At 63.7% G+C, this 19,486-nt stretch carries 20 protein-coding genes; 11 read left to right on the top strand and 9 right to left on the bottom strand.

The features are described from left to right. The first annotated feature begins 79 nt into the window (after positions 1–79). The 3 genes from JI749_RS02990 to JI749_RS02980 all read left to right on the top strand — a co-directional run bounded on the left by JI749_RS02990 (position 80) and on the right by JI749_RS02980 (position 3,336). Positions 80–1,420, top strand: a complete 1,341-nt coding sequence (locus JI749_RS02990) for a lipopolysaccharide biosynthesis protein (protein WP_201658772.1) — start codon at positions 80–82, stop codon at positions 1,418–1,420. A 90-nt stretch (positions 1,421–1,510) separates the two neighbouring features. After that, positions 1,511–2,917 carry a 3-isopropylmalate dehydratase large subunit gene (leuC, locus tag JI749_RS02985; protein ID WP_201658769.1) on the top strand — a complete coding sequence of 469 codons (1,407 nt, stop codon included), beginning with the start codon at positions 1,511–1,513 and terminating at the stop codon, positions 2,915–2,917. Further along, positions 2,908–3,336: a metallopeptidase family protein gene (locus tag JI749_RS02980; protein WP_201658766.1), complete on the top strand. Its 429-nt coding sequence runs from the start codon at positions 2,908–2,910 to the stop codon at positions 3,334–3,336. Before leuC ends, JI749_RS02980 begins: the two co-directional genes overlap by 10 nt. A 24-nt stretch (positions 3,337–3,360) precedes the next feature. Here the strand turns inward: JI749_RS02980 and JI749_RS02975 are convergent, their stop codons facing one another. After that, a complete protein-coding gene (locus tag JI749_RS02975) occupies positions 3,361–3,660 on the bottom strand; it encodes a hypothetical protein (RefSeq protein WP_201658763.1) in 300 nt (99 codons plus the stop codon). A 116-nt stretch (positions 3,661–3,776) separates the two neighbouring features. Here JI749_RS02975 and rimM point away from each other — a divergent pair, with 116 nt between their 5' ends. The 5 genes from rimM (at position 3,777) to JI749_RS02950 (ending at position 7,414) form a co-directional block, all read left to right on the top strand. Further along, entirely contained in the window at positions 3,777–4,313 is a 537-nt protein-coding gene (gene rimM, locus JI749_RS02970; protein WP_201658760.1) for a ribosome maturation factor RimM, read from the top strand. Then, positions 4,310–4,993 carry a tRNA (guanosine(37)-N1)-methyltransferase TrmD gene (trmD, locus tag JI749_RS02965; RefSeq protein WP_201658757.1) on the top strand — a complete coding sequence of 228 codons (684 nt, stop codon included), beginning with the start codon at positions 4,310–4,312 and terminating at the stop codon, positions 4,991–4,993. The genes rimM and trmD overlap by 4 nt, the downstream gene beginning before the upstream one ends. Positions 4,994–5,177: 184 nt before the next feature. Further along, complete coding sequence (rplS, locus tag JI749_RS02960; protein WP_201658754.1) at positions 5,178–5,729, top strand: 50S ribosomal protein L19; 552 nt, start codon at positions 5,178–5,180, stop codon at positions 5,727–5,729. Positions 5,730–5,815: 86 nt separating this feature from the next. Continuing rightward, positions 5,816–6,481 (top strand): hypothetical protein, encoded by a 666-nt coding sequence (locus tag JI749_RS02955; protein WP_201658751.1) that lies wholly within the window; start codon positions 5,816–5,818, stop codon positions 6,479–6,481. Positions 6,482–6,601: 120 nt separating this feature from the next. After that, positions 6,602–7,414, top strand: coding sequence for an exodeoxyribonuclease III (locus JI749_RS02950; protein WP_201658748.1), 813 nt, complete (start codon positions 6,602–6,604; stop codon positions 7,412–7,414). A 48-nt stretch (positions 7,415–7,462) separates the two neighbouring features. Here JI749_RS02950 and JI749_RS02945 read toward each other — a convergent pair whose 3' ends face one another. From JI749_RS02945 to JI749_RS02935, 3 genes are all read right to left on the bottom strand, one after another. Continuing rightward, positions 7,463–7,924, bottom strand: a complete 462-nt coding sequence (locus JI749_RS02945) for a Crp/Fnr family transcriptional regulator (protein WP_201658745.1) — start codon at positions 7,922–7,924, stop codon at positions 7,463–7,465. Positions 7,925–8,026: 102 nt separating this feature from the next. Next, positions 8,027–8,710: a response regulator transcription factor gene (locus JI749_RS02940; protein WP_201658742.1), complete on the bottom strand. Its 684-nt coding sequence runs from the start codon at positions 8,708–8,710 to the stop codon at positions 8,027–8,029. Between the two features lie 164 nt (positions 8,711–8,874). After that, positions 8,875–9,552 (bottom strand): YggS family pyridoxal phosphate-dependent enzyme, encoded by a 678-nt coding sequence (locus JI749_RS02935; protein ID WP_201658738.1) that lies wholly within the window; start codon positions 9,550–9,552, stop codon positions 8,875–8,877. A gap of 130 nt (positions 9,553–9,682) precedes the next feature. Here JI749_RS02935 and leuS point away from each other — a divergent pair, with 130 nt between their 5' ends. From leuS to holA, 3 genes are read left to right on the top strand one after another with little or no spacing between them, the layout of a single operon-like run. Continuing rightward, positions 9,683–12,286, top strand: a complete 2,604-nt coding sequence (gene leuS, locus JI749_RS02930) for a leucine--tRNA ligase (RefSeq protein WP_201658735.1) — start codon at positions 9,683–9,685, stop codon at positions 12,284–12,286. Beyond that, the gene (locus JI749_RS02925; protein WP_201658732.1) at positions 12,273–12,788 is read left to right on the top strand and encodes a hypothetical protein; all 516 of its coding nucleotides are present in this window, start codon (positions 12,273–12,275) and stop codon (positions 12,786–12,788) included. Before leuS ends, JI749_RS02925 begins: the two co-directional genes overlap by 14 nt. After that, positions 12,788–13,810, top strand: a complete 1,023-nt coding sequence (holA, locus tag JI749_RS02920) for a DNA polymerase III subunit delta (protein ID WP_201658729.1) — start codon at positions 12,788–12,790, stop codon at positions 13,808–13,810. The genes JI749_RS02925 and holA overlap by 1 nt, the downstream gene beginning before the upstream one ends. Before the next feature lie 30 nt (positions 13,811–13,840). Here the strand turns inward: holA and JI749_RS02915 are convergent, their stop codons facing one another. From JI749_RS02915 to mnmE, 5 genes are all read right to left on the bottom strand, one after another. Then, on the bottom strand, positions 13,841–14,704 hold the full coding sequence (locus JI749_RS02915; RefSeq protein ID WP_201658726.1) for a ParB/RepB/Spo0J family partition protein: 864 nt from the start codon (positions 14,702–14,704) through the stop codon (positions 13,841–13,843). 9 nt (positions 14,705–14,713) lie between these two features. Then, complete coding sequence (locus JI749_RS02910) at positions 14,714–15,514, bottom strand: ParA family protein (RefSeq protein WP_201658723.1); 801 nt, start codon at positions 15,512–15,514, stop codon at positions 14,714–14,716. Positions 15,515–15,538: 24 nt separating this feature from the next. After that, entirely contained in the window at positions 15,539–16,186 is a 648-nt protein-coding gene (gene rsmG, locus JI749_RS02905) for a 16S rRNA (guanine(527)-N(7))-methyltransferase RsmG (RefSeq protein ID WP_201658720.1), read from the bottom strand. Further along, positions 16,186–18,048, bottom strand: a complete 1,863-nt coding sequence (gene mnmG, locus JI749_RS02900; RefSeq protein WP_201658717.1) for a tRNA uridine-5-carboxymethylaminomethyl(34) synthesis enzyme MnmG — start codon at positions 18,046–18,048, stop codon at positions 16,186–16,188. Before mnmG ends, rsmG begins: the two co-directional genes overlap by 1 nt. Positions 18,049–18,140: 92 nt before the next feature. Next, a complete protein-coding gene (gene mnmE, locus JI749_RS02895; RefSeq protein ID WP_201658714.1) occupies positions 18,141–19,430 on the bottom strand; it encodes a tRNA uridine-5-carboxymethylaminomethyl(34) synthesis GTPase MnmE in 1,290 nt (429 codons plus the stop codon). Between the last annotated feature and the right edge of the window lie 56 nt (positions 19,431–19,486).

The raw sequence follows: 19,486 nt of genomic DNA, 5'->3' as shown, positions 1-19,486 counted from the left end.
CGCTGGGTAAGAGCTTCCTAAGACTGGCATGGCAGATTGCCGGCGTCGTGGTGGTGCAGCCACGATCCGAGGCCCATCCATGCGTCTAGCCATTCCCGCCGATCTCAGCGCCCTGCTTCGGACCGGCCTCTGGCGCTCGGTCGGATCGCTCGGCATCAAGGTGGCGACGGCGGGCCTCACCTACCTCACCTATGTCGTGCTCTCGCGCACGATGAGCCCGAGCGAATATGGCCGCTTCGCCTTTGGCCTGGCTCTGGCCACCGTGCTGGCCATCGGTGCCGGCATCGGCCAGCCGCTGGCCATCCTGCGCCTGTGGTCGCAGGAGACGGTCGCCGGCAAGCCCGATGCCGCCAAGCTGGCGGTCCGCGCCGGCTCGACCCTGACCATCGGCGCCAGCATCGTCACTGCCCTGCTGCTCTGCGTCGTCGCCTTTGCCACCGTTCAGGTCATCAGTTTCGATCAAACGGCCAACCACGTCTATGGTGCGGCCTTCCTGGTCCTGCCCATGGCACTGGCGGAATACAATTCCTCCGCATTGCGCGCCCAGGGCTCGCTGTGGACGGCGCTGGTGCCGCGCGACATCTTCTGGCGCCTGGCCTTGCCGGCCGTGGTGCTCGGCCTCTTTGCCTTGGGCGTGGTGCTCAGCGGCGCCGATGCGCTGGTGCTGTCAGCGGCGCTGCTGGCCGGCATGCTCGCCCTGCAGTTCTGGCAGGCGCGGCGCACCGGCTATGTGCTGGCGCCCACCCGGGAGGGCGTCAGCGGCTACTGGACGAGCTGGGGCGGCATCAGCCGCTGGCTGATGCTGGGCGCGCTGATCGAGACCTTCGCGCTCAATGCGGACGTGATCCTGGTCGGCCTGATGCTCGATCTTGAAAGCTCGGGCCTCTACTTCAACGCTTTCCGCACCGCGGGCCTCATGACGCTCTTCACCTTCGCCATCGAACTGGTCATCGCACCCATGGTGGCGCGCCATTTCCATGCCGGCGAAATGCGCCAGGCCCAGGCCATCACTGCCCTGGGAGCGGGCGCCGGCTTCGCCTTCTCGCTGGTGGTCTTTGCCGCCTTTGTCCTCGGTGGCGAGTGGATCCTCAGCCTCTTCGGCCCGGCCTATGCCGAGGCGACGCTGGTGCTGGTGCTGCTCTCGCTGGGCCTCCTGTTCGACGCTGCCACCGGCCCGTCCAAGATCGTCATGATGATGACCGGCCACGAGCGCGCCTATGTCGCTATTTTCGGCGTCATCATGGGCCTGGGCTTCCTGGTGCAGATCGCGGTTATCCCGGTCTTCGGCATTGTCGGCGCCGCGGCCGCCAATATGGGCGCGCGCATCCTGGCCCAGGTGGCCATCGCGCTCTGGTGCCGCTTCCGCATCGGTCTTGACACCAGCTTGCTGGGCATTTTTGCCATTCGCCGCGCCGGTTAAACGAACCGTACCCGTGAGTACGGTTCTGCTTGACCGCCACGCCCTTCCCGGCTTAGAACCACTCCAAACTTTCCCTGCCGGAATAGAGCTATGACCAAGGCCCGCACGCTTTACGACAAGATCTGGGACGACCATCTGGTCCAGAACAACGAGGACGGCACCTCGCTGCTCTATATCGACCGGCACCTGGTGCATGAAGTCACCAGCCCCCAGGCCTTCGAAGGCCTCCGCATGAACAACCGCAAGGTGCGCCACCCCGAGCGCACCCTGGCCGTTGTCGACCACAACGTGCCCACCACCGATCGGTCGCTGCCCAATCCCGATCCGGAAAGCGCCATCCAGATCGCGGCTCTCGCCGAGAATACCCGCGATTTCGGCATCGAATATTTCGACCCCTTCGACAAGCGCCAGGGCATCGTCCACATCGTCGGCCCCGAGCAGGGCTTCACCCTCCCCGGCATGACCATTGTCTGCGGCGACTCGCATACCTCGACCCATGGCGCCTTCGGCGCGCTGGCCCACGGCATTGGCACCTCGGAAGTCGAGCATGTGCTGGCCACCCAGACGCTGATCCAGCAGAAGGCCAAGAATATGCTGGTGCGCGTGGACGGCAAGCTGCCGCCGCATGTCACCGCCAAGGACATCATCCTTGCCATCATCGGCGAGATCGGCACCGCCGGCGGCAACGGCCACGTCATCGAATTTGCTGGCGAAGCCATCGAGTCGCTGTCCATGGAAGGCCGCATGACGGTCTGCAACATGACCATCGAGGGCGGCGCCCGCGCTGGCCTGATCGCCCCGGACGAAAAGACCTTCGAATACGTGAAGGGCCGCAACCGCGCGCCCAAGGGCAAGGCCTGGGACATGGCGCTCGACTATTGGAAGACGCTGAAGTCCGACGAAGGCGCCCATTACGACAAGGTCGTCATCCTCGACGCCGCCAAGCTCCCGCCCATCGTCTCCTGGGGCTCCTCGCCCGAGGACGTGATCTCGGTCACCGGCGTCGTGCCCAACCCCGATGACATACAGGACGAGAACAAGCGCGCCTCCAAGTGGCGGGCCCTCGACTATATGGGCCTCAAGCCCGGCACCAAGATCACCGATATCCCGGTCGAGCGCATCTTCATCGGCTCCTGCACCAATGGCCGCATCGAAGACCTGCGCGCTGCCGCGGCCGTCATCGGCGACCGCAAGGTGGCCTCGGGCGTCAACGCCATGGTCGTGCCGGGCTCGGGCCTGGTCAAGGATCAGGCCGAAGCCGAGGGGCTCCATACCGTGTTCATCAATGCCGGCTTTGAATGGCGTGAGCCGGGCTGCTCGATGTGCCTGGCCATGAACCCGGACAAGCTCAAGCCGCAGGAACGCTGCGCCTCGACCTCCAACCGCAATTTCGAGGGCCGCCAGGGCTTCAAGGGCCGCACCCACCTGGTGTCGCCCGCCATGGCCGCCGCCGCCGCGATTGCCGGCCACTTCGTCGATATCCGCGAGTGGCAGTAAGTCACGCCGACTGGGGGGCGCGCTTCGCGCCCACCCTCGATGACATCGAAGCTCTCGCGAGCCAAGCCTTGCGCGAGCTGCCCGAACCCTTCAAGTCGCTCGCGGCGGAGGTGACCTGCTCGGTCGCCGAATTCGCCGAGGATGACGTGCTTGAGGGCTTCGGCATGGAGAGCCCGTTCGAGCTGATGGGCCTGTTTTCCGGCATCGGCATGACCGAGGACGGCGCCATGCCGCAAACCGGCCAACTGCCCAATACCGTCTACCTCTACCGCCGCGCCATTCTCGACTACTGGGCCGAGAACGACGACAACACCTTGGGCGAAGTCGTCACCCACGTGCTGATCCACGAGCTGGGCCACCATTTCGGCTTCTCCGACGAGGATATGGAAGCCATCGAAGCGGCCGCCGACGCGGAATAGCGGGCGCTATGCGCGGCCCTCCGATCAGCCGCGCGGCACGAATTCGAACTCGGCCTCGTTGCCACCCGCCGGATCATCCGAGACGCGCAAGGCCAGGTTGGCCTCGTCGAGCGCGTCAAACCATTCTTCCCAGCTCACCAGGTGGAAGCCCCCGATCCGGTCGGGTCCCTCATTGCCATCGGTATTGATGGCGTGCTGGCCAAAGGTCAGCTGCAGCAGGGTATGGGTGCCGGTCCCGTCTGGCGTGTCCATCAGCATCGGATTGCCGCCCCTGGCCTCGGCCCACTGGCGGATATCGTCGCGATTGGTGAGTGTCTTGGCCATGGGGCGTTGCTCCTGCTGATCTTGATCCACAAATGCCGCCTGCCACGCTTGGTTCCCGCGACATTCCCAACATGCCCGGCGCCTGCTAAGACGCTGTCAAAGCTGGCGGAGCGAGCATGAACGACAAACCCAACAAGATTTTCCTGGGCCAGATCGGCGCCGCCCATGGCATCAAGGGCCAGGTGCGCATCGCCACCCATACTCAGGATCCCGAGGCGATCGGCAGCTATGGTCCGCTCGACACCGACCGACCGGGCCTCACGGTCACCCTGACCTCGGTGCGCCTGCAGAAAAATGTGGTCATCGCTCACATCAAGGGCGTTTCCGACCGCAATGCCGCCGAACAGCTCAATGGCGTCAGCCTGTTCGTTGACCGCCATAAGCTGCCCGAGACCGAGGACGAGGACGACTTCTACCATGCCGACCTGATCGGGCTCGAGGCGCGGCTCGAAAGCGGGGTGGTGATCGGCAAGGTATCGGCCGTCCCCAATTTTGGCGCTGGCGACCTTATTGAAATTCGCGATCCGCAAAGCGGTGACACCTACCTCTATCCCTTCACCAAGGCCGTGGTGCCGCATGTCAGCGTCGCCGATGGCTTTTTGACCATTGTGGTGCCGCTCGATGCCGAAGAGGGTGAGGAAGAGCCCGATTGAGCTTTTCGGCCGCCATTATCACCCTCTTTCCCGAGCTTTTTCCCGGTACGCTCGGCGCCTCGGTCCTCGGGCGCGGGCTGGCCGAAGGCCTGTGGTCGCTCCAGGTCACTCAGCTGCGCGACTTCGCCACCGACCGCCACCGCACGGTTGACGATACGCCCTCGGGCGGCGGCGCCGGCATGGTGCTCAAGCCCGATATCCTGGCCAGGGCCATCGACACCGTCTCACCCCTGGGCGACGCGCGGCCCCGCATCCTGATGTCGCCGCGCGGCACGACGCTGACCCAGGCGCGTGCCCGCGAACTGGCCCTGGGACCGGGGGCCGTCATCATTTGCGGGCGCTTCGAAGGCATCGACCAGCGCGTCATCGATACCCGCGGGCTCGAGGAAATCTCCATCGGCGACTATGTGTTGGCGGGCGGCGAAGTGGCCGCCATGGTGCTGCTGGAAGCGGTGGTGCGATTGATCCCGGGCGTCCTGGGCAAGGCGGAGAGCCATGCCGACGAGAGCTTCGAAAACGGGCTCCTGGAATATCCGCAATATACCCGCCCGCAGAGCTTTGAGGGCGTCGACATCCCCGGTGTGCTGACCTCGGGTGACCACGGCAGGATCGCCAGCTGGCGCCAGGAGCAGAGCCAGGCGCTGACCGCGGCGCGACGGCCGGACCTGCTCAAGAAGTAGCGGCAAAACCCTAGACTCTGGGGCAAAATTCCCCTATAGCCGCGCCACTATCCGCGTCGCCGGGCTAATCGGACCCGCTTCGCATCAATAAAAAGACGACCAACCTCCGTTACCAACCAAGACCGGGCGACGAGCCGAGAGGCCCGATAAACGCTCCTTCGAAAAGATTCAGAACGGAATCGACATGTCCAATATCATCCAGCAGATCGAGGCCGAGCAGGTTGCCGCCCTCGCCGCCAAGCGCGAACTCCCCGAATTCACCCATGGCGACACCATCAAGGTGTGGGTCAAGATCCGTGAAGGCGACAAGGAACGCCTGCAGGCCTATGAAGGCGTCGTGATCGCCGTCACCGGCGGTGGCATCACCTCTTCGTTCACCGTCCGCAAGATTTCGTACGGCGAAGGCGTGGAACGCGTATTCCCGCTCTATTCCCCGAACGTGGCGTCCATCGAAGTCCTCAAGCGCGGTAAGGTCCGTCGCGCCAAGCTCTACTACCTGCGCGATCGTCGCGGTAAGTCGGCGCGTATTTTCGAATCGACCAATTCGCGCACCAAGAAGATCGAGGCAGGCGAACGCGAAGCGGCCCAAGCTGCTCGCGAAGCCCGTGAAGCCGAGAAGATCGCTGCTGCCGAGGCTTTTGCCGCCGAGCAGGCCGCCAAGGATGCGGAAGCCGCAGCCGCTGCTGCCGCCGCCGAGCAGGCTGCCGCTGCAGAAGAAGCCCCCAAGGCAGAATAATCCCGGGTTCCATACCCGCCCTTGCCTGAAGCAAATTCAGAGCCCGGCCCCGCAAGGTGGCCGGGCTTTTTCGTTGGAGGAGACCGATGGATTCACGTGAAACTTCGAGCTGGCCGAAGGACAAATCGCTCCACTGGAGCGATTTGAAGCGAGAAGGCCATGAGGGCTACGCCCGAATGGCAGATCAGTTGCGCCAGCGCGCCGAAACGATCCTGGCGGCAACAGGCTGGCGCGAGCTGTTCTCCGGGCGCTTCGGCACCTGTGCGCTGACCGGCAGCGCCCGCTATGACCTGATGGTCTGGCCTGATATCGACATCCACATGCCGGTGGACCCGGGCTATCGTATCGAATGGGCCGCCATGCTGGCGGACCTCAATGCCGGGCTCGAACGCGCTGGCCTCCGCCTCCACAAGGCGCAGATGTGGGACGACTATGTCGACCCTCATCCGCTGGGCGCCGGGCTCTACTGGGGCATCCAGTTCGTCGAACCCGACGGCACGGCCTGGAAATCCGACATCTGGGGTTGGGAGCCGAAGGACTACGGCATCCGCCAGACCAAGGACGCCGCGCTGATCGCCCAGCTTGCCAGGGCCGATCGGGGCGTGATCCTTCGTCTCAAGGCCCAGGCCTTAGCCCGGCCGGACTACTATGGACCGCTGGTTGGCAGCTGGCACATTTATCAGGCCGTACTGGCGGGCGCGACGAGCCTTGATGAGGTGGAACGATGGAAGGCGGAAAACCCGCAGTGGTGAAGGCGCCTTGTCGGCACGTGGCTGCCCTGCCACGGGACTGACTCAGATCCTTACGCCATTTCCGGCTTGTCCGACTCCGCCCGCTTGGCGATAAGGAGGCCCCGCTCGCCGAGACTGAAAATGCCCGTTTCCATCGTCACCTGGAACATCAACTCGATCCGCCTGCGCCTGCCCATGGTGCTTGATTTCATCGCCCGGCACGCGCCCGACGTGATCATGTTCCAGGAGATCAAGTGCCTGGATGACCAGTTCCCGCGCAATGCCTTCCGCGATGCGGGTTACCCGCACATGGCCGTCCACGGCCAGAAGGGCTACCACGGCGTGGCGATCGTCTCGAAGTTCCCGCTGACCGACGTCTCCAGCCGCATGTTCTGCGACATCCCCGAATCGCGCCACATCTCGGCGCTGACCGACTTCGGCCACGGCCCGGTGACGCTGCATGATTTCTACATACCCGCCGGCGGCGACGAGCCCGACCCCGAGATCAACCCCAAGTTCAGGCACAAGCTGGGTTTCCTGAGCGAACTGACGAGCTGGTTCACCGAACCGATCTTCCAGCGCGGCCATCTCATCGCCGGCGACTTCAACATCGCGCCGCACGAAAACGACGTCTGGAGCCACAAGCAGCTGCTCAAGATCGTCAGCCACACCCCCGTCGAGACCGAGGCGCTTAACGCCATCCTCAATGGCGGCCATGGCTGGATCGACCTGGTGCGCAAGCATGTTCCCTATGACCAGAAGCTCTATTCGTGGTGGAGCTATCGCAGCGCCAACTGGGAGCTGGCCAACAAGGGCCGTCGCCTCGACCATATCTGGGCGACATCGGACGTGGCCGAACACTGCATCGGCACCGAAATCGTCAAGGCCTACCGCGGCTACGCCCCCCAGCCCAGCGACCACGTGCCCGTCATTGCGCGGTTTTCAGGGGTTTAGGGATACTTCTCCTTTCCTCTCGGGGGAGAGGTGACGAGGGCTCTGGTCCTACTCCCCGCTCTTCATCTTGCGGCGAACGGGCTCCAGCGCCCCCAGATAGTTGCCCAGGTCGCGCTCGACCCGGGCCACGGCGCGCTGCGCCAGGTCGGGGGATTGCTGCACCAGCTTGAGGAAGGCGTTGCGCGGCACGAAGAGCGCCTGGCTGTCGGTGACGGCGGTAATGGTCACGGGACGCGGTTTGCTCAGGATCAGCGCCATGGCCGAGACCACGCTGCCCGGCTCGGAAATGGCGTAGGGCTTGCCCGCGCCATCGCCTTCCGGCTTGGCCTTGAGTGTCCCCTCGATCAGGATGAAGGCGCCCATCGGCACGTCGCCGGCCTGGTAAAGCACCGCGTCGGGATCGAAATGCCTGATGTCGCCGGCAAAGGCCAGCATGCGCCGCTGCTCGTCGTCGCAGATATCGAAGAATTCGGCCTGGGCCAGCGCCTCGGCCGCATCGTCCCTGATCATGAACCCATCCGGATGCGCCAACGGCCCCGCCACGGCGGGGCCGCCTCATCCTATAGGGCATTTTAACCGGCTTTGTACTCGATTTTGTGGTGGTCCACGAGTTTACGGCACCAGCCGGTAACCGCCTTCTTCGGTCACCAGCAACCGGGCGTGGGAGGGGTCCCGCTCGATCTTCTGTCGGAGGCGGTAGATGTGGGTTTCCAGCGTATGCGTGGTGACCCGGTTGTTGTAGCCCCAGACTTCCTTGAGCAGCACGTCGCGCGTGATGGTCTTGGGGCCCTGGCGATAGAGGTATTTGAGGATCGAGGTTTCCTTGTCGGTGAGCCGCACCTTGTTGCCGTCATTGGCTTCCAGCAGCTTGGCCGACGGCTGGAAGCTGTAGGGCCCGATCGTGAACACCACGTCTTCGCTCTGGTCATGCTGCCGCAAGGCTGCGTTGATGCGCGCCAGCAGCACGGGGAAGCGGAAGGGTTTGGTGAGGTAATCATTGGCGCCCGAATCGAGGCCACGGATCTGGTCGGCATCGGTATCGTGGCCGGTCAGCATCAGGATCGGGCTCTTGTAGCCCTCGCTGCGCAGCACCTTGACCGCCTCGCGCCCGTCCATGTCGGGAAGGCCGACATCCAGGATCATCAGGTCGACATTGCTTTCGCGCGTTGCCTTCAGCGCATCATTGGCGGTACCGGCCTGCATGATCTCGAATTCGCGATGCGTCTCGAGTTGCTCGACCAGGGTTTGGCGTAGATCAGCGTCGTCGTCCACCAGCAGGATGCGTCGCTTGTTCATTGTTTTCTCCGGATTTTTTATCTCGGACCCGCCACAGCTCACAATATTGCGACGGGTTTTCGGCCAGCCAATCACATCGGCGTTACAGTCAGAAGCAACGGGCGATAGGCTGAGAAGTTGCAGGTCGCGCCGAACGACATTGCCGATGTTTGCGCGGAGGACGCCTAGACTATCGCCGGCCGGTGGCCGAACAGGGCCGAACCAACCCGGACATGGGTAGCCCCCATGGCGATGCCGACTTCGAAATCGCCGCTCATGCCCATGGAAAGCTGCGCGACATCGGCGGCCCGGGCAAGTTCCGCCATCTGGGCAAAATAGGGCCCCGGTGGCACGCCCTCGGGCGGAATGCACATGAGGCCGACGATATCGAGCCCGTGTTCGGTGCGGCAGCGCTGGACGAAGGCGATCGTCTCGGCCGGCGCAATGCCGGCCTTCTGCTCCTCAAGCCCGATATTGACCTGCACGAAACAGGGCAGCTTGCGCCCGGCACGCTGCATTTCTGCTGCAAGAATGCTTGCCAGTTTCTCGCGATCGACCGTTTCGATAACGTCGAACAAGGCTACGGCTTCGCGCACCTTGTTGGTCTGCAGCGGTCCGATCAGATGCAGTTCGACATCGGGATAGGCCTGACGCAAAGCCGGCCACTTGTCCTTGGCCTCCTGCACGCGGTTTTCGCCAAAAACCCGCTGCCCGGCCTCCAGGAACGGCTCGATCGCTTCGGCCGCAAAGGTCTTGGACACCGCAACCAGCGTGACACTCTCGGCCGGCGGGCCGAAGCGGTCATGCGCCCTGGCAATCCGCTCATTGATGGCGGCGAGACGGCTGGCGGCACCCGAGTCCATGCTTTCGCCCTGTTGCTGTTGACCTTGATGGGGATTTCTGGTGATGGTCCGGTAGCCAAAATCCCCCATAAACGCAAGCTGCGCCGGACTTTCCCAGCGCTTTGCGGCAAATCACCCAAGGACGACAGAAGTGAGCGGCGAACGCTACAATCCGCGCGAAATGGAACCCCGCTGGCAGAAGGTGTGGGACGACGCCAAGAGCTTCGTCAGCTCCAATGACGATCCGCGCGAGCCCTATTACGTCCTCGAGATGTTCCCCTATCCGTCGGGCCGCATCCATATGGGCCACGTGCGCAACTATTCCATGGGCGACGTGGTAGCGCGCTACTACCGCGCCAAGGGCCGGAACGTGCTGCATCCCATGGGCTGGGACGCCTTCGGCCTGCCGGCGGAAAATGCCGCCATCGAGCGCAAGACCCATCCCGGCACGTGGACGCGGCAGAATATCGGCGCGATGAAGGCGCAACTGAAGTCGATGGGCCTGGCCATCGACTGGACGCGCGAAATCGCCACCTGCGAACCCGAATACTACAAGCACCAGCAGGCCATGTTCATCGACATGATGGCGGCGGGCCTGGTCACCCGCAAGCAATCCAAGGTCAACTGGGATCCGGTTGACATGACCGTGCTGGCCAATGAACAGGTCATCGACGGGCGCGGCTGGCGTTCGGGTGCCGTGGTCGAGCAGCGCGAGCTGACCCAGTGGTTCTTCAAGATTTCCGACATGGCCGAGGAGCTGCTGGAAGCCCTGGACGGCCTGACCGAGTGGCCCGAGAAGGTGCGCATCATGCAGCGCAACTGGATCGGCAAGTCCGAGGGCCTGCGCCTGCTGTTCGAGCGGACCGATGGCGGCGCCATTGAGGTCTTCACCACCCGCCCCGATACCATCTTCGGCGCCTCCTTCATTGCCCTGTCGCCCGATCATCCGCTGACCACCCGGCTGGCTGCCGACAATTCTGCGCTGACCGAGTTCGTGGCCGAATGCCACCGCCAGGGCACGGCCACCGAAACGCTGGAAAAGGCCGAGAAGAAGGGCGTTTTCACCGGGCTTCACGTGAAGCACCCGGTCATCGACGGCGCCACCTTGCCTGTCTATGTCGCCAATTTCGTGCTGATGGACTATGGCACCGGCGCCATTTTCGGCTGCCCGGCGCATGACCAGCGCGACCTCGACTTCGCCCGCAAGTACGACCTGCCGGTCGTGCCGGTCGTGCTGCCGCCCGATGCCGACGCCGCCAGTTTTGCGGTGGCCGAAGTCGCCTATACCGATGCCGGCACCATCTTCAATTCCGGTTTCCTAGACGGCAAGTCGATCGAGGAGGCCAAAAAGGCCGCCGCCGAGCACTTCGCGGCGCGTGTCGTCGATGGCCGTCCCCAGGGCACGGTGGAGGTCAACTACCGCCTGCGCGACTGGGGCGTATCGCGCCAGCGCTATTGGGGCTGCCCGATCCCGGTGATCCATTGCGAGGTCTGTGGCACCCTGCCCGTGCCCAAGAAGGACCTGCCGGTCGTCCTGCCCGAGGACGTGACCTTCGACAAGCCGGGCAATGCGCTGGACCATCACCCGACCTGGAAGCACGTCAACTGTCCGCAATGCGGTGCGTCGGCGCGACGCGAAACCGATACGATGGATACCTTCGTCGACTCGTCCTGGTATTTCGCCCGCTTCACGGCGCCCGACGCAGAGACGCCGACCATTCCCGCCGTCGCCAATCGCTGGCTGCCGGTCGACCAGTATATCGGCGGCGTCGAGCACGCGATCCTGCACCTGCTCTATTCGCGCTATTTTACCCGCGCCATGAAGGCCACCGGCCATGTCGGGCTGGACGAGCCGTTCAAGGGCCTGTTCACCCAAGGCATGGTGACGCACGAAACCTACAAATCCCCCACGGGTGAGTGGGTAGCACCGGTCGATGTCGTGCTCGAGACCTTCGGCGAAGGGCGCCGCGCCAAGCATTTGCAGTCCGGCGAACCCATCTCGATCGGCTCGATAGAAAAGATGAGCAAGTCCAAGAAGAACGTCATCGACCCCGACGAGATCGTCGCCACCTATGGGGCCGATACGGCGCGCTGGTTCATGCTGTCGGACTCCCCGCCCGAGCGCGACGTGCAGTGGACCGAAGCCGGCGTCGAAGGCGCCAGCCGCTTCCAGCAGCGGGTCTGGCGTCTGGTCGGCGAAACGATCGAGCTCATCAAACAGTCTTCCGACATTGTTGTCACTTCTGACGACAGTGAAGCGCTGTCCTTGCGCAAGATTGTCCATCGTGCCGTCCACAATGTGGGTAGCGATATTGAAGGACTGCGCTTCAACCGCGCAGTGGCGCAGATCTATGAACTCACCAACGCCCTGGTCCGCTCGGCTGGACTGGTTTCGGCGGCTCCCGCAGCCCGTATGGGCGCCTTGCGCGAAGGGGTGGAGCGCTTGGTGCAACTGCTGGCGCCGATGATGCCCCACCTGGCCGAAACCTGTTGGGAAGCCCTGGGCAAGACTGGCCTGGTGGCCGATGCGCCATGGCCTGCGGTCGATGCGGCCTTGCTGGTCGATGACACCGTGACCATGCCTATCCAGGTCAATGGCAAGCGCCGCGGCGAAATTACCGTCGCCAAGGGGACACCGGCCGCCGAAGTGGAGCGGCTGGTCTTGTCATTGGACGAGATTGTCCGCATTCTGGACGGCAAGGCACCCAAGAAGATCGTTATCGTCCCGGACAGGATCGTCAATGTCGTGGTCTGAAGCCGCATGCAAGCTGGCGCGTAGCTTCGCCCTCGCGGGTTTCCTGGCCGCCGCCGCGGCCTTGGCGGGTTGCAGCTTCTCGCCCGTCTATAGCGGCACCCTCGCCAGCCAGCCCATGCTGAACCTGGCTTTCGCCAAGCCGAACTCCCGGTTGGAACAGGTGGTCTACCAGGAACTGGCCCTTCGTTTTGGCTCGTCCGAAGCTGCCACCGCGCCGCTGGTTACGGTCAGCATAGCCTCGACATCGTCGGCAGTTGCCATGTCGGTGACCGATAACCCCAATAAGCTGCAACGCAGTGTGGTCAACGCGACGCTGACGCTGACCTATCGCGATGGCAGCGCCGCCAAGCCGCAGAGCTTTACCCGCCAGGCTACCGCCGAATATACGACCAGCGGCCAGGTACTGGCCGACACCGCAGCCGCAAACGAGGCGGCGGAGCGTGCCGCCAAGGCCGCCGCCGAATCGCTGAGGCTGGCATTGCTGGCATCGCTCAGCCGCTGATGACCGCACTCAAGGCCCACGAGGTCGCCCGTTTCCTGGCGAGACCCGACCTGAGCGAGGGCATTTTCCTGGCCTATGGCCCTGACGCCGGCCTGGTGCGCGAGACGGCGCAACGCCTGATTCGACAACTGAGCGGCAATGATCCGGAATCGGCGAGTGTGGTGACGCTCGATGGCGCCGAAGTCGATGCCGACCCGTCCATCCTCGCGGTAGAAGCCCGCACCATGTCCCTGTTCGGCGGCAAGCGCATCGTGCGGGTGCGGGGCGCCGGCAAGTCCCTGGTGATGACACTCACCGAATTGCGCGACGACCCCGCTGGCGCTGCGATCGTGCTGGAAGCCGGCAATCTGGCACCCAAGGATGCCTTGCGCGCGCTGGTGGAAGCCGCCAGGCTCGGCCGTGCCCTGCCCTGCTACCCCGACAGCGACGAAACCCTGCAGGCCTTGATACGGGAAACCTTCAACCAGCATGGGATCCGCATCGACGCCGATGTCGTCGCCACATTGCGCGAAATTCTGGGGAACGACCGCGAGATCACCCGGCGCGAGCTGGAAAAGCTGTGTCTTTATGCGGCGGACAGCAAGAGCCTGACGCGTGAGGACGTGCTGCTCCTTTGCGCCGACAATGGCATGCTGGTGATCGACGCCATTCTGGATGCCGCTGGTGGCGGTCATGCCGAGAAGCTGGAACTGGCGCTCAACCGGGCGCTGTCATCGGCCGTCGACCCACAGCGGCTGCTGGTCATGTGCACGCAGCACTTCGCCAACCTGCGGCGTTGGCGTACCGAGGTCGACGCTGGCAAGTCGCCGCGCATGGTGCTGGAGAACCTGCGGCCCAAGCCGCATTTTTCGCGCATTGGCGCGCTCGAGCAGCAACTCCGGCTATGGTCCGATAGCGCCCTCGCCACGGCAACGGATCGTATCCTTCAGGCTACGGCGGACAGTCGGCGCCGCCCGGCCCTGGCCGAAGCCAGCCTACGCCGCGCCTTGCTCGCCATTTGCATGATGGCGGCCGCGCACTAGCGGCGGCGTTTCACGTGAAACTAGTTCGTATTAGCCGGTCAGTTTGAGGCAGATGCCGTCGAGCTGCTCCAGCGTCTTGTAGCGGATCTCGAGCTTGCCCCCGCGCTCGCTATGCGCCAGGGAAACCGAAAGACCCAGGGCGTCGGATAGGCGGCGCTCCAGCGCCACGGTATCGGCGTCGCGCTCCGGCGGTTCGCCCGATTTTTTCTTTCCGGCGACATCACGCTGCTGGCTCAGGGCCTCGGCTTCACGTACCGACAGACCGCCGGCCACAATCTGGCGGGCGAGCGTCGCAGGGTCTTCGGCAGTGATCAGCGTGCGCGCATGGCCAGCGGTCAACGTGCCTGAAGCCACCATGCCACGCACATCCTCGGGCAGGCGCAACAGCCGCAACGTGTTGGCCACATGGGACCGGCTCTTGCCGATCACCTGCGCAAGATCCTGCTGGGTATAATCGAACTGCTCGATGAGTTGCCCGTAACCCATTGCTTCTTCGAGCGGATTGAGATCGGCGCGTTGCACGTTCTCGATGATCGCCAGCTCGAGCGCTTCCTTGTCACCGACCTCGCGGACGATGACCGGGACCTCGTGCAATCCCGCCTTCTGGGCGGCGCGCCAGCGGCGCTCGCCGGCGATGATCTCGAAGATATGCGGATCGTCACTCGGCCGCACGAGCAGAGGCTGCATCACGCCCTTCTCGCGAATCGAGTTGGTCAACTCTTCGAGCTGCTCGCTATCGAAGGTACGGCGTGGATTGGCGCGGTTGGCGATAATGAATTCGACCGGCAGCTTCTTGACGCCGCCCGATTCGGTAACGCGCGCGCCTTCCACGGTGGCCATATCGCCGATCAGTGCCGCGAGCCCGCGACCAAGACGAGTGGGTTTGTCGTTCATCGTGGGCTCCTATGCCGCGTTGAGCTGCCGCTCGCGGCGGATCACTTCGGTGGCCAGCCGCAGATAGGCCTGGCTGCCGGCACATTTTAGGTCGTAGAGGAGAGCGGGCTTGCCATAGGACGGCGCCTCGCTGAGCCGGACATTGCGGGGAATGACGGTATCATAGACCAAGTCGCCCATTTCCTGGCGCACATCCTGCAACACCTGTTCGCTGAGGTTGTTGCGCTTGTCGAACATGGTCATGACTACGCCCTGAATCGACAGGCGCGGATTGAGCGTCGACCGAATTTGCTCAATGGTTTGAAGGAGTTGGCTGAGGCCCTCCAGCGCGAAGAACTCGCATTGCAGCGGCACCAGTACTGCATCGGCCGCGACTAGCGAATTGACCGTCAGCAGATTGAGGGACGGTGGGCAATCGATGAGAATGTAGCTCACCGGCTTGTCGTTGATGGTGAGTTCACCCAGCTGCTTGAAGGCGTTGCGCAGCTTGAACGCGCGATCGGCTTGGCCGGCAATGGTGAGTTCGACGCCCAGCAGGTCCATGGTCGAGGGCACGATGGCTACATTGGGCACCGTGGTCATGATCGCGGCCTGGGCGACCGTCGCTTCCCCCACCAGCAGGTCGTAGGAGGAAACCTCACGATCGGTGCGCGAAATCCCGAGCCCGGTGGATGCGTTGCCCTGGGGATCGAGGTCGATGATCAGCACGCGTTCGCCAACGGCAGCCAAGGCCGTGGCGAGATTGATGGCGGTCGTAGTCTTGCCGACGCCGCCTTTTTGGTTTGCCAGTGTCAGGATACGGGGCGCCACAACAGGCCTCCAGCTCGTTCGCCGCTAACTAACTGATTTAACACGCAAATTTGACAGCGTGAGCATGACGCCGCTTTGATCGATGTCACTGGCACTTACTACCACGTCGAAGTCCCAATGCGTAGCGGCATCCGTCAGTTCTTCACCATGTTCCCGTCCTTTGTGCAGGATAGCGCGCGTCGAAGGGGCGAAGAAGGGCGCCATCCAGCCGCACAGCGTGGGCAAAGCCGCCAAGGCGCGGGATGTTAGGATATCGGGCGCAGGTGTTTCACGTGAATCAACCTGGTCGCTGCGCCGGCCTTCCACGGTAACGACCAACCCCAACTCACGCGCAACCGTGCGCAGGAAGCTGACCTTTCGGCCATTTGGTTCGATCAGGGTGAAATGGTGATTCGGGCTCTTGAGCGCAATGGCCAGGGGCAGTGCCGGCAAGCCACCGCCGCTGCCGAAGTCGAGGAAGGCGTGATCACCGGCCTTGAGGAGTTTTAGAACCTGCAAGCTGTCCGCAAAGTGACGCGACCAGATATCAGGTAGTGTTTCACGTGAAACAAGATTCTGTACCGACTGCCACTTGACCATCAGTTGAGCATAGGATTCCAGATCGTCTGCGACCTCACGGAAGGGCCGCGTGAAGTAAGGTTCGTATGGCCTGATATCCTCGGGGCCGGCCATCAACCCGCCTTGCGGAATTCACCGCGCCGGATGACCGCCAGAAGCAGTGTGACGGCAGCCGGCGTCATGCCATCCATGGCTTGTGCCTGTGCGATGGTCTGCGGCCGGAACTGCTGCAGTTTCTGCCGGATCTCCATCGAAAGACCGGGAATGGCTGTAAAGTCCATATCTTCCGGAATGGGTTTTTGCTCGTCCCGCCGCACGGCGTCGATATCGTCGCGCTGGCGATCGAGATAGACGGCATACTGGGCGTCGACGACGAGTTGTTCGATAATATCAGGGGCTATCGCGGCAATCTCCGGCCATAGCCGTATCGCGTCGTCGGGCATGACATCCGGATAGGACAGCAAATCGAAGGCCGAGCGCAGCTTGCCATCCTCATTGACCGGTATGCCGGCTTTACGCGCGACATTCGGCGTGGCGGTCAGCGTCGTCAGCAACGAGCGTCCCTTCGACAAGGCGTCGATCTTGGTGGAGAAGAGGTCACGACGTTGTTCGCCCACCAGGCCGCGGGCCGTACCAAGCGGGGTCAGGCGCTGGTCGGCATTATCGGCCCGCAGATGCAGCCGGAATTCGGCGCGCGAGGTGAACATCCTATAGGGCTCGGAGACGCCGCGCGTGACCAGGTCATCAACCATCACGCCAAGATAGCTCTCGGTGCGCGACAGGATCATGGGCTCTTGGCCGGATGCTGCCAGCGCCGCATTTGCGCCGGCCAGCAAGCCCTGGGCGCCGGCCTCTTCGTAGCCGGTTGTTCCGTTGATCTGCCCGGCAAGATAGAGGCCAGGCTGCCGCTTGACTTCGAGCGTGGACCTCAGTTCCCGCGGATCGACATAGTCATATTCGATGGCGTAGCCCGGCCGGACGATGCGGACGTTTTCGAGGCCGGGCATGGAGCGCAGGAAAGCTTCCTGGACATCCGCCGGCAGAGACGTGGAGAGCCCGTTGGGATAGACGGTGGGATCGTCAAGTCCTTCTGGTTCCAGGAAAATCTGGTGGCTATCGCGATCGGCAAAGCGCACCACCTTATCCTCTATGGAGGGGCAATAGCGCGGTCCGCGGCTCTGGATTCGGCCGGAATACATCGCCGAGCGATGCAGGTTTTCCGAGATGATGCGATGGGTCTCTGCCGTGGTGCGCGTAATATGGCATGAGATCTGTGGGATAGTGATAGCCCGGGTGAGCGCGGAGAAGGCCTCCGGCGGATTATCAGCCGGCTGCTCCTCGAGCCCGGAATAGTCGATGCTGGTGGCGTCGAGGCGCGCGGGCGTACCGGTCTTAAGCCGGCCCAATTGCAGCCCCAGGGCTTCGAGCCGGGTCGATAGGCCCAGCACCGGTCGTTCACCCAGACGGCCGGCAGGCGTCGTCTCCTCACCCCGATGAATGAGACCACGCAGGAACGTGCCCGTGGTCAGGACTACGGCCTTGGCACCCAGGCGACGACCGTCCAGCAGCACGACTCCGCTCACCGCGCCATCGCTCATTTCGATGTCGTCGACTTCGCCCTCGATGACATCGAGATTGGGCTGAGCCGTTATGGCCGCCTGCATCGCCTGCCGATAGAGCTTGCGATCGGCCTGCGCGCGCGGTCCACGCACGGCGGGCCCCTTGCGACGGTTCAGTACGCGGAACTGGATACCGGCCTGGTCGGCCACGCGGCCCATCAGACCATCCAGCGCATCGATCTCACGCACCAGGTGACCCTTGCCCAGCCCGCCAATGGCCGGGTTGCAGCTCATTTCGCCGATGGTGGCGAACTTGTGCGTCACCAGCGCCGTGGGAACGCCCAGGCGAGCAGAGGCGGCCGCAGCTTCGCAGCCGGCGTGACCCCCTCCAACGATGATGACGGCATAGTCTGTCATGGCGTAACTCCGAGGCTCGCCTCAATAGGCCAATGTTTCACGTGAATCAATTCACAGGATCGCTGCTGCTGCCCACCAATGTTTCACGTGAATCATTTGCCGATACAGAAGCTGGCAAAGAGCCTGTCCAGCACCCGCTCTGCATCAAGTCGCCCGACCAGGCGCTCCAGCGCCTGAGAGGCTTGTCGCAGACTTTCGGCCGCCAATTCGGGCATGGGCAATTGTCGCATCGCCGCTTGCAGTGCTTCGACTGCACCGGCCAGCGCCAACCGATCGCGTTCGCGACTGAGCAAGGACGGTTCCCCGGTCGCCAGAGTCTGCCCCATCCTTTCGATGCAAATCAGCAGTTCCGCTAGACCGTCGCCGCTCCGGGCAGACACGGAAATGTCTGCGCCGGGCACCTCGCCCAGATCGCGCTTAGTTGCCACGCGAAGGTGGCGCGGATCATGGTTTGGGGAAGTGTCGGCAGGGAGATCGGGGGCACTCAGCCATAGCACGATGTCGGCTTGGTCGATGGCCAACCGCGCCCGGCGTACGCCCTCGGCCTCAGCCTTGCTGTCGGTCTCGCGCAGGCCAGCCAGGTCGAGCAAGATGTAGAGTTGGCCATTGATATCAAGCGGCACTTCGCGCACGTCGCGCGTCGTGCCGGCCTCGTCCGTTACGATGGCAATATCGGATTTGGCCAAGGCATTGAGCAGGCTGGATTTCCCGGCATTTGGCGGACCGGCAAGTGCGACGCGGATACCCTCGCGCACGATGCGCCCATGCTCGACCGAGGCCAGCGCTCCGCCAATATCGTCCTGCAAGGTCGCGATGCTGGCGCCGAAATTCGCAGGCAGGTCGGAGACGTCGCCTTCGTCGGAGAAATCCAGCCGCGCTTCGATCTCGGCGCGTAGATCGAGCAACTGGTCGCGCCAGGCATCAATGCGCTGTGACAGGCCGCCTTCGAACCGCGCCAGGGCCTGCCGCCGCTGCTTCTCGGTTTCGGCCTCCAGCAGATCGCCAAGCCCCTCGATCTCCACCAGGTCCAGCTTGCCGTTCTCGAAAGCCCGGCGGGTGAATTCGCCGGCTTCGGCCAAGCGCGCACCCTTGCTGGTGACGAGTTTGAGAATAGCGCGGACGCCGGCGGGCGAGCCATGCACCTGAAGTTCGGCGCAGTCCTCGCCGGTAAAGCTGTGGGGCGCAGGAAACCAGGCGACGAGGCCGCGATCGAGCAGCGAGTCTTGCCCGATCGGCCGCAGGGTCAGTCGCCGCGGCGCCGGCACGCTGCCCGCTACGGCCTCGACAATTGCGTGCGTGGCCGGTCCCGAAAGACGGATGACCGCCACGCCGGAGGGCGTTGCTCCGGACGACAGCGCAACAATGGTATCGCCAGCTCTCATTGCAGCGTCCCTAAAGCAAGAAGCGACACGCTAAATGCATGTCGCTCCAAGAAGTC

The sequence above is a fragment of the Devosia oryziradicis genome (assembly GCF_016698645.1).
Classification (GTDB): Bacteria; Pseudomonadota; Alphaproteobacteria; order Rhizobiales; family Devosiaceae; genus Devosia; species Devosia oryziradicis.
This window is presented reverse-complemented; position numbering and strand designations above follow the sequence as displayed.

Coding starts and splice junctions, on each gene's coding strand:
- rsmG (WP_201658720.1), bottom strand. CDS start 16,186: ATGGCCGGCCCCGAGGATATCAGGCCATACGAACCTTACTTCACGCGG.
- JI749_RS02940 (WP_201658742.1), bottom strand. CDS start 8,710: ATGAACAAGCGACGCATCCTGCTGGTGGACGACGACGCTGATCTACGC.
- JI749_RS02955 (WP_201658751.1), top strand. CDS start 5,816: ATGGATTCACGTGAAACTTCGAGCTGGCCGAAGGACAAATCGCTCCAC.
- rplS (WP_201658754.1), top strand. CDS start 5,178: ATGTCCAATATCATCCAGCAGATCGAGGCCGAGCAGGTTGCCGCCCTC.
- JI749_RS02975 (WP_201658763.1), bottom strand. CDS start 3,660: ATGGCCAAGACACTCACCAATCGCGACGATATCCGCCAGTGGGCCGAG.
- mnmE (WP_201658714.1), bottom strand. CDS start 19,430: ATGAGAGCTGGCGATACCATTGTTGCGCTGTCGTCCGGAGCAACGCCC.
- leuC (WP_201658769.1), top strand. CDS start 1,511: ATGACCAAGGCCCGCACGCTTTACGACAAGATCTGGGACGACCATCTG.
- holA (WP_201658729.1), top strand. CDS start 12,788: ATGACCGCACTCAAGGCCCACGAGGTCGCCCGTTTCCTGGCGAGACCC.
- JI749_RS02945 (WP_201658745.1), bottom strand. CDS start 7,924: ATGATCAGGGACGATGCGGCCGAGGCGCTGGCCCAGGCCGAATTCTTC.
- JI749_RS02990 (WP_201658772.1), top strand. CDS start 80: ATGCGTCTAGCCATTCCCGCCGATCTCAGCGCCCTGCTTCGGACCGGC.
- JI749_RS02935 (WP_201658738.1), bottom strand. CDS start 9,552: ATGGACTCGGGTGCCGCCAGCCGTCTCGCCGCCATCAATGAGCGGATT.
- rimM (WP_201658760.1), top strand. CDS start 3,777: ATGAACGACAAACCCAACAAGATTTTCCTGGGCCAGATCGGCGCCGCC.
- JI749_RS02915 (WP_201658726.1), bottom strand. CDS start 14,704: ATGAACGACAAACCCACTCGTCTTGGTCGCGGGCTCGCGGCACTGATC.
- JI749_RS02950 (WP_201658748.1), top strand. CDS start 6,602: ATGCCCGTTTCCATCGTCACCTGGAACATCAACTCGATCCGCCTGCGC.
- mnmG (WP_201658717.1), bottom strand. CDS start 18,048: ATGACAGACTATGCCGTCATCATCGTTGGAGGGGGTCACGCCGGCTGC.
- JI749_RS02925 (WP_201658732.1), top strand. CDS start 12,273: ATGTCGTGGTCTGAAGCCGCATGCAAGCTGGCGCGTAGCTTCGCCCTC.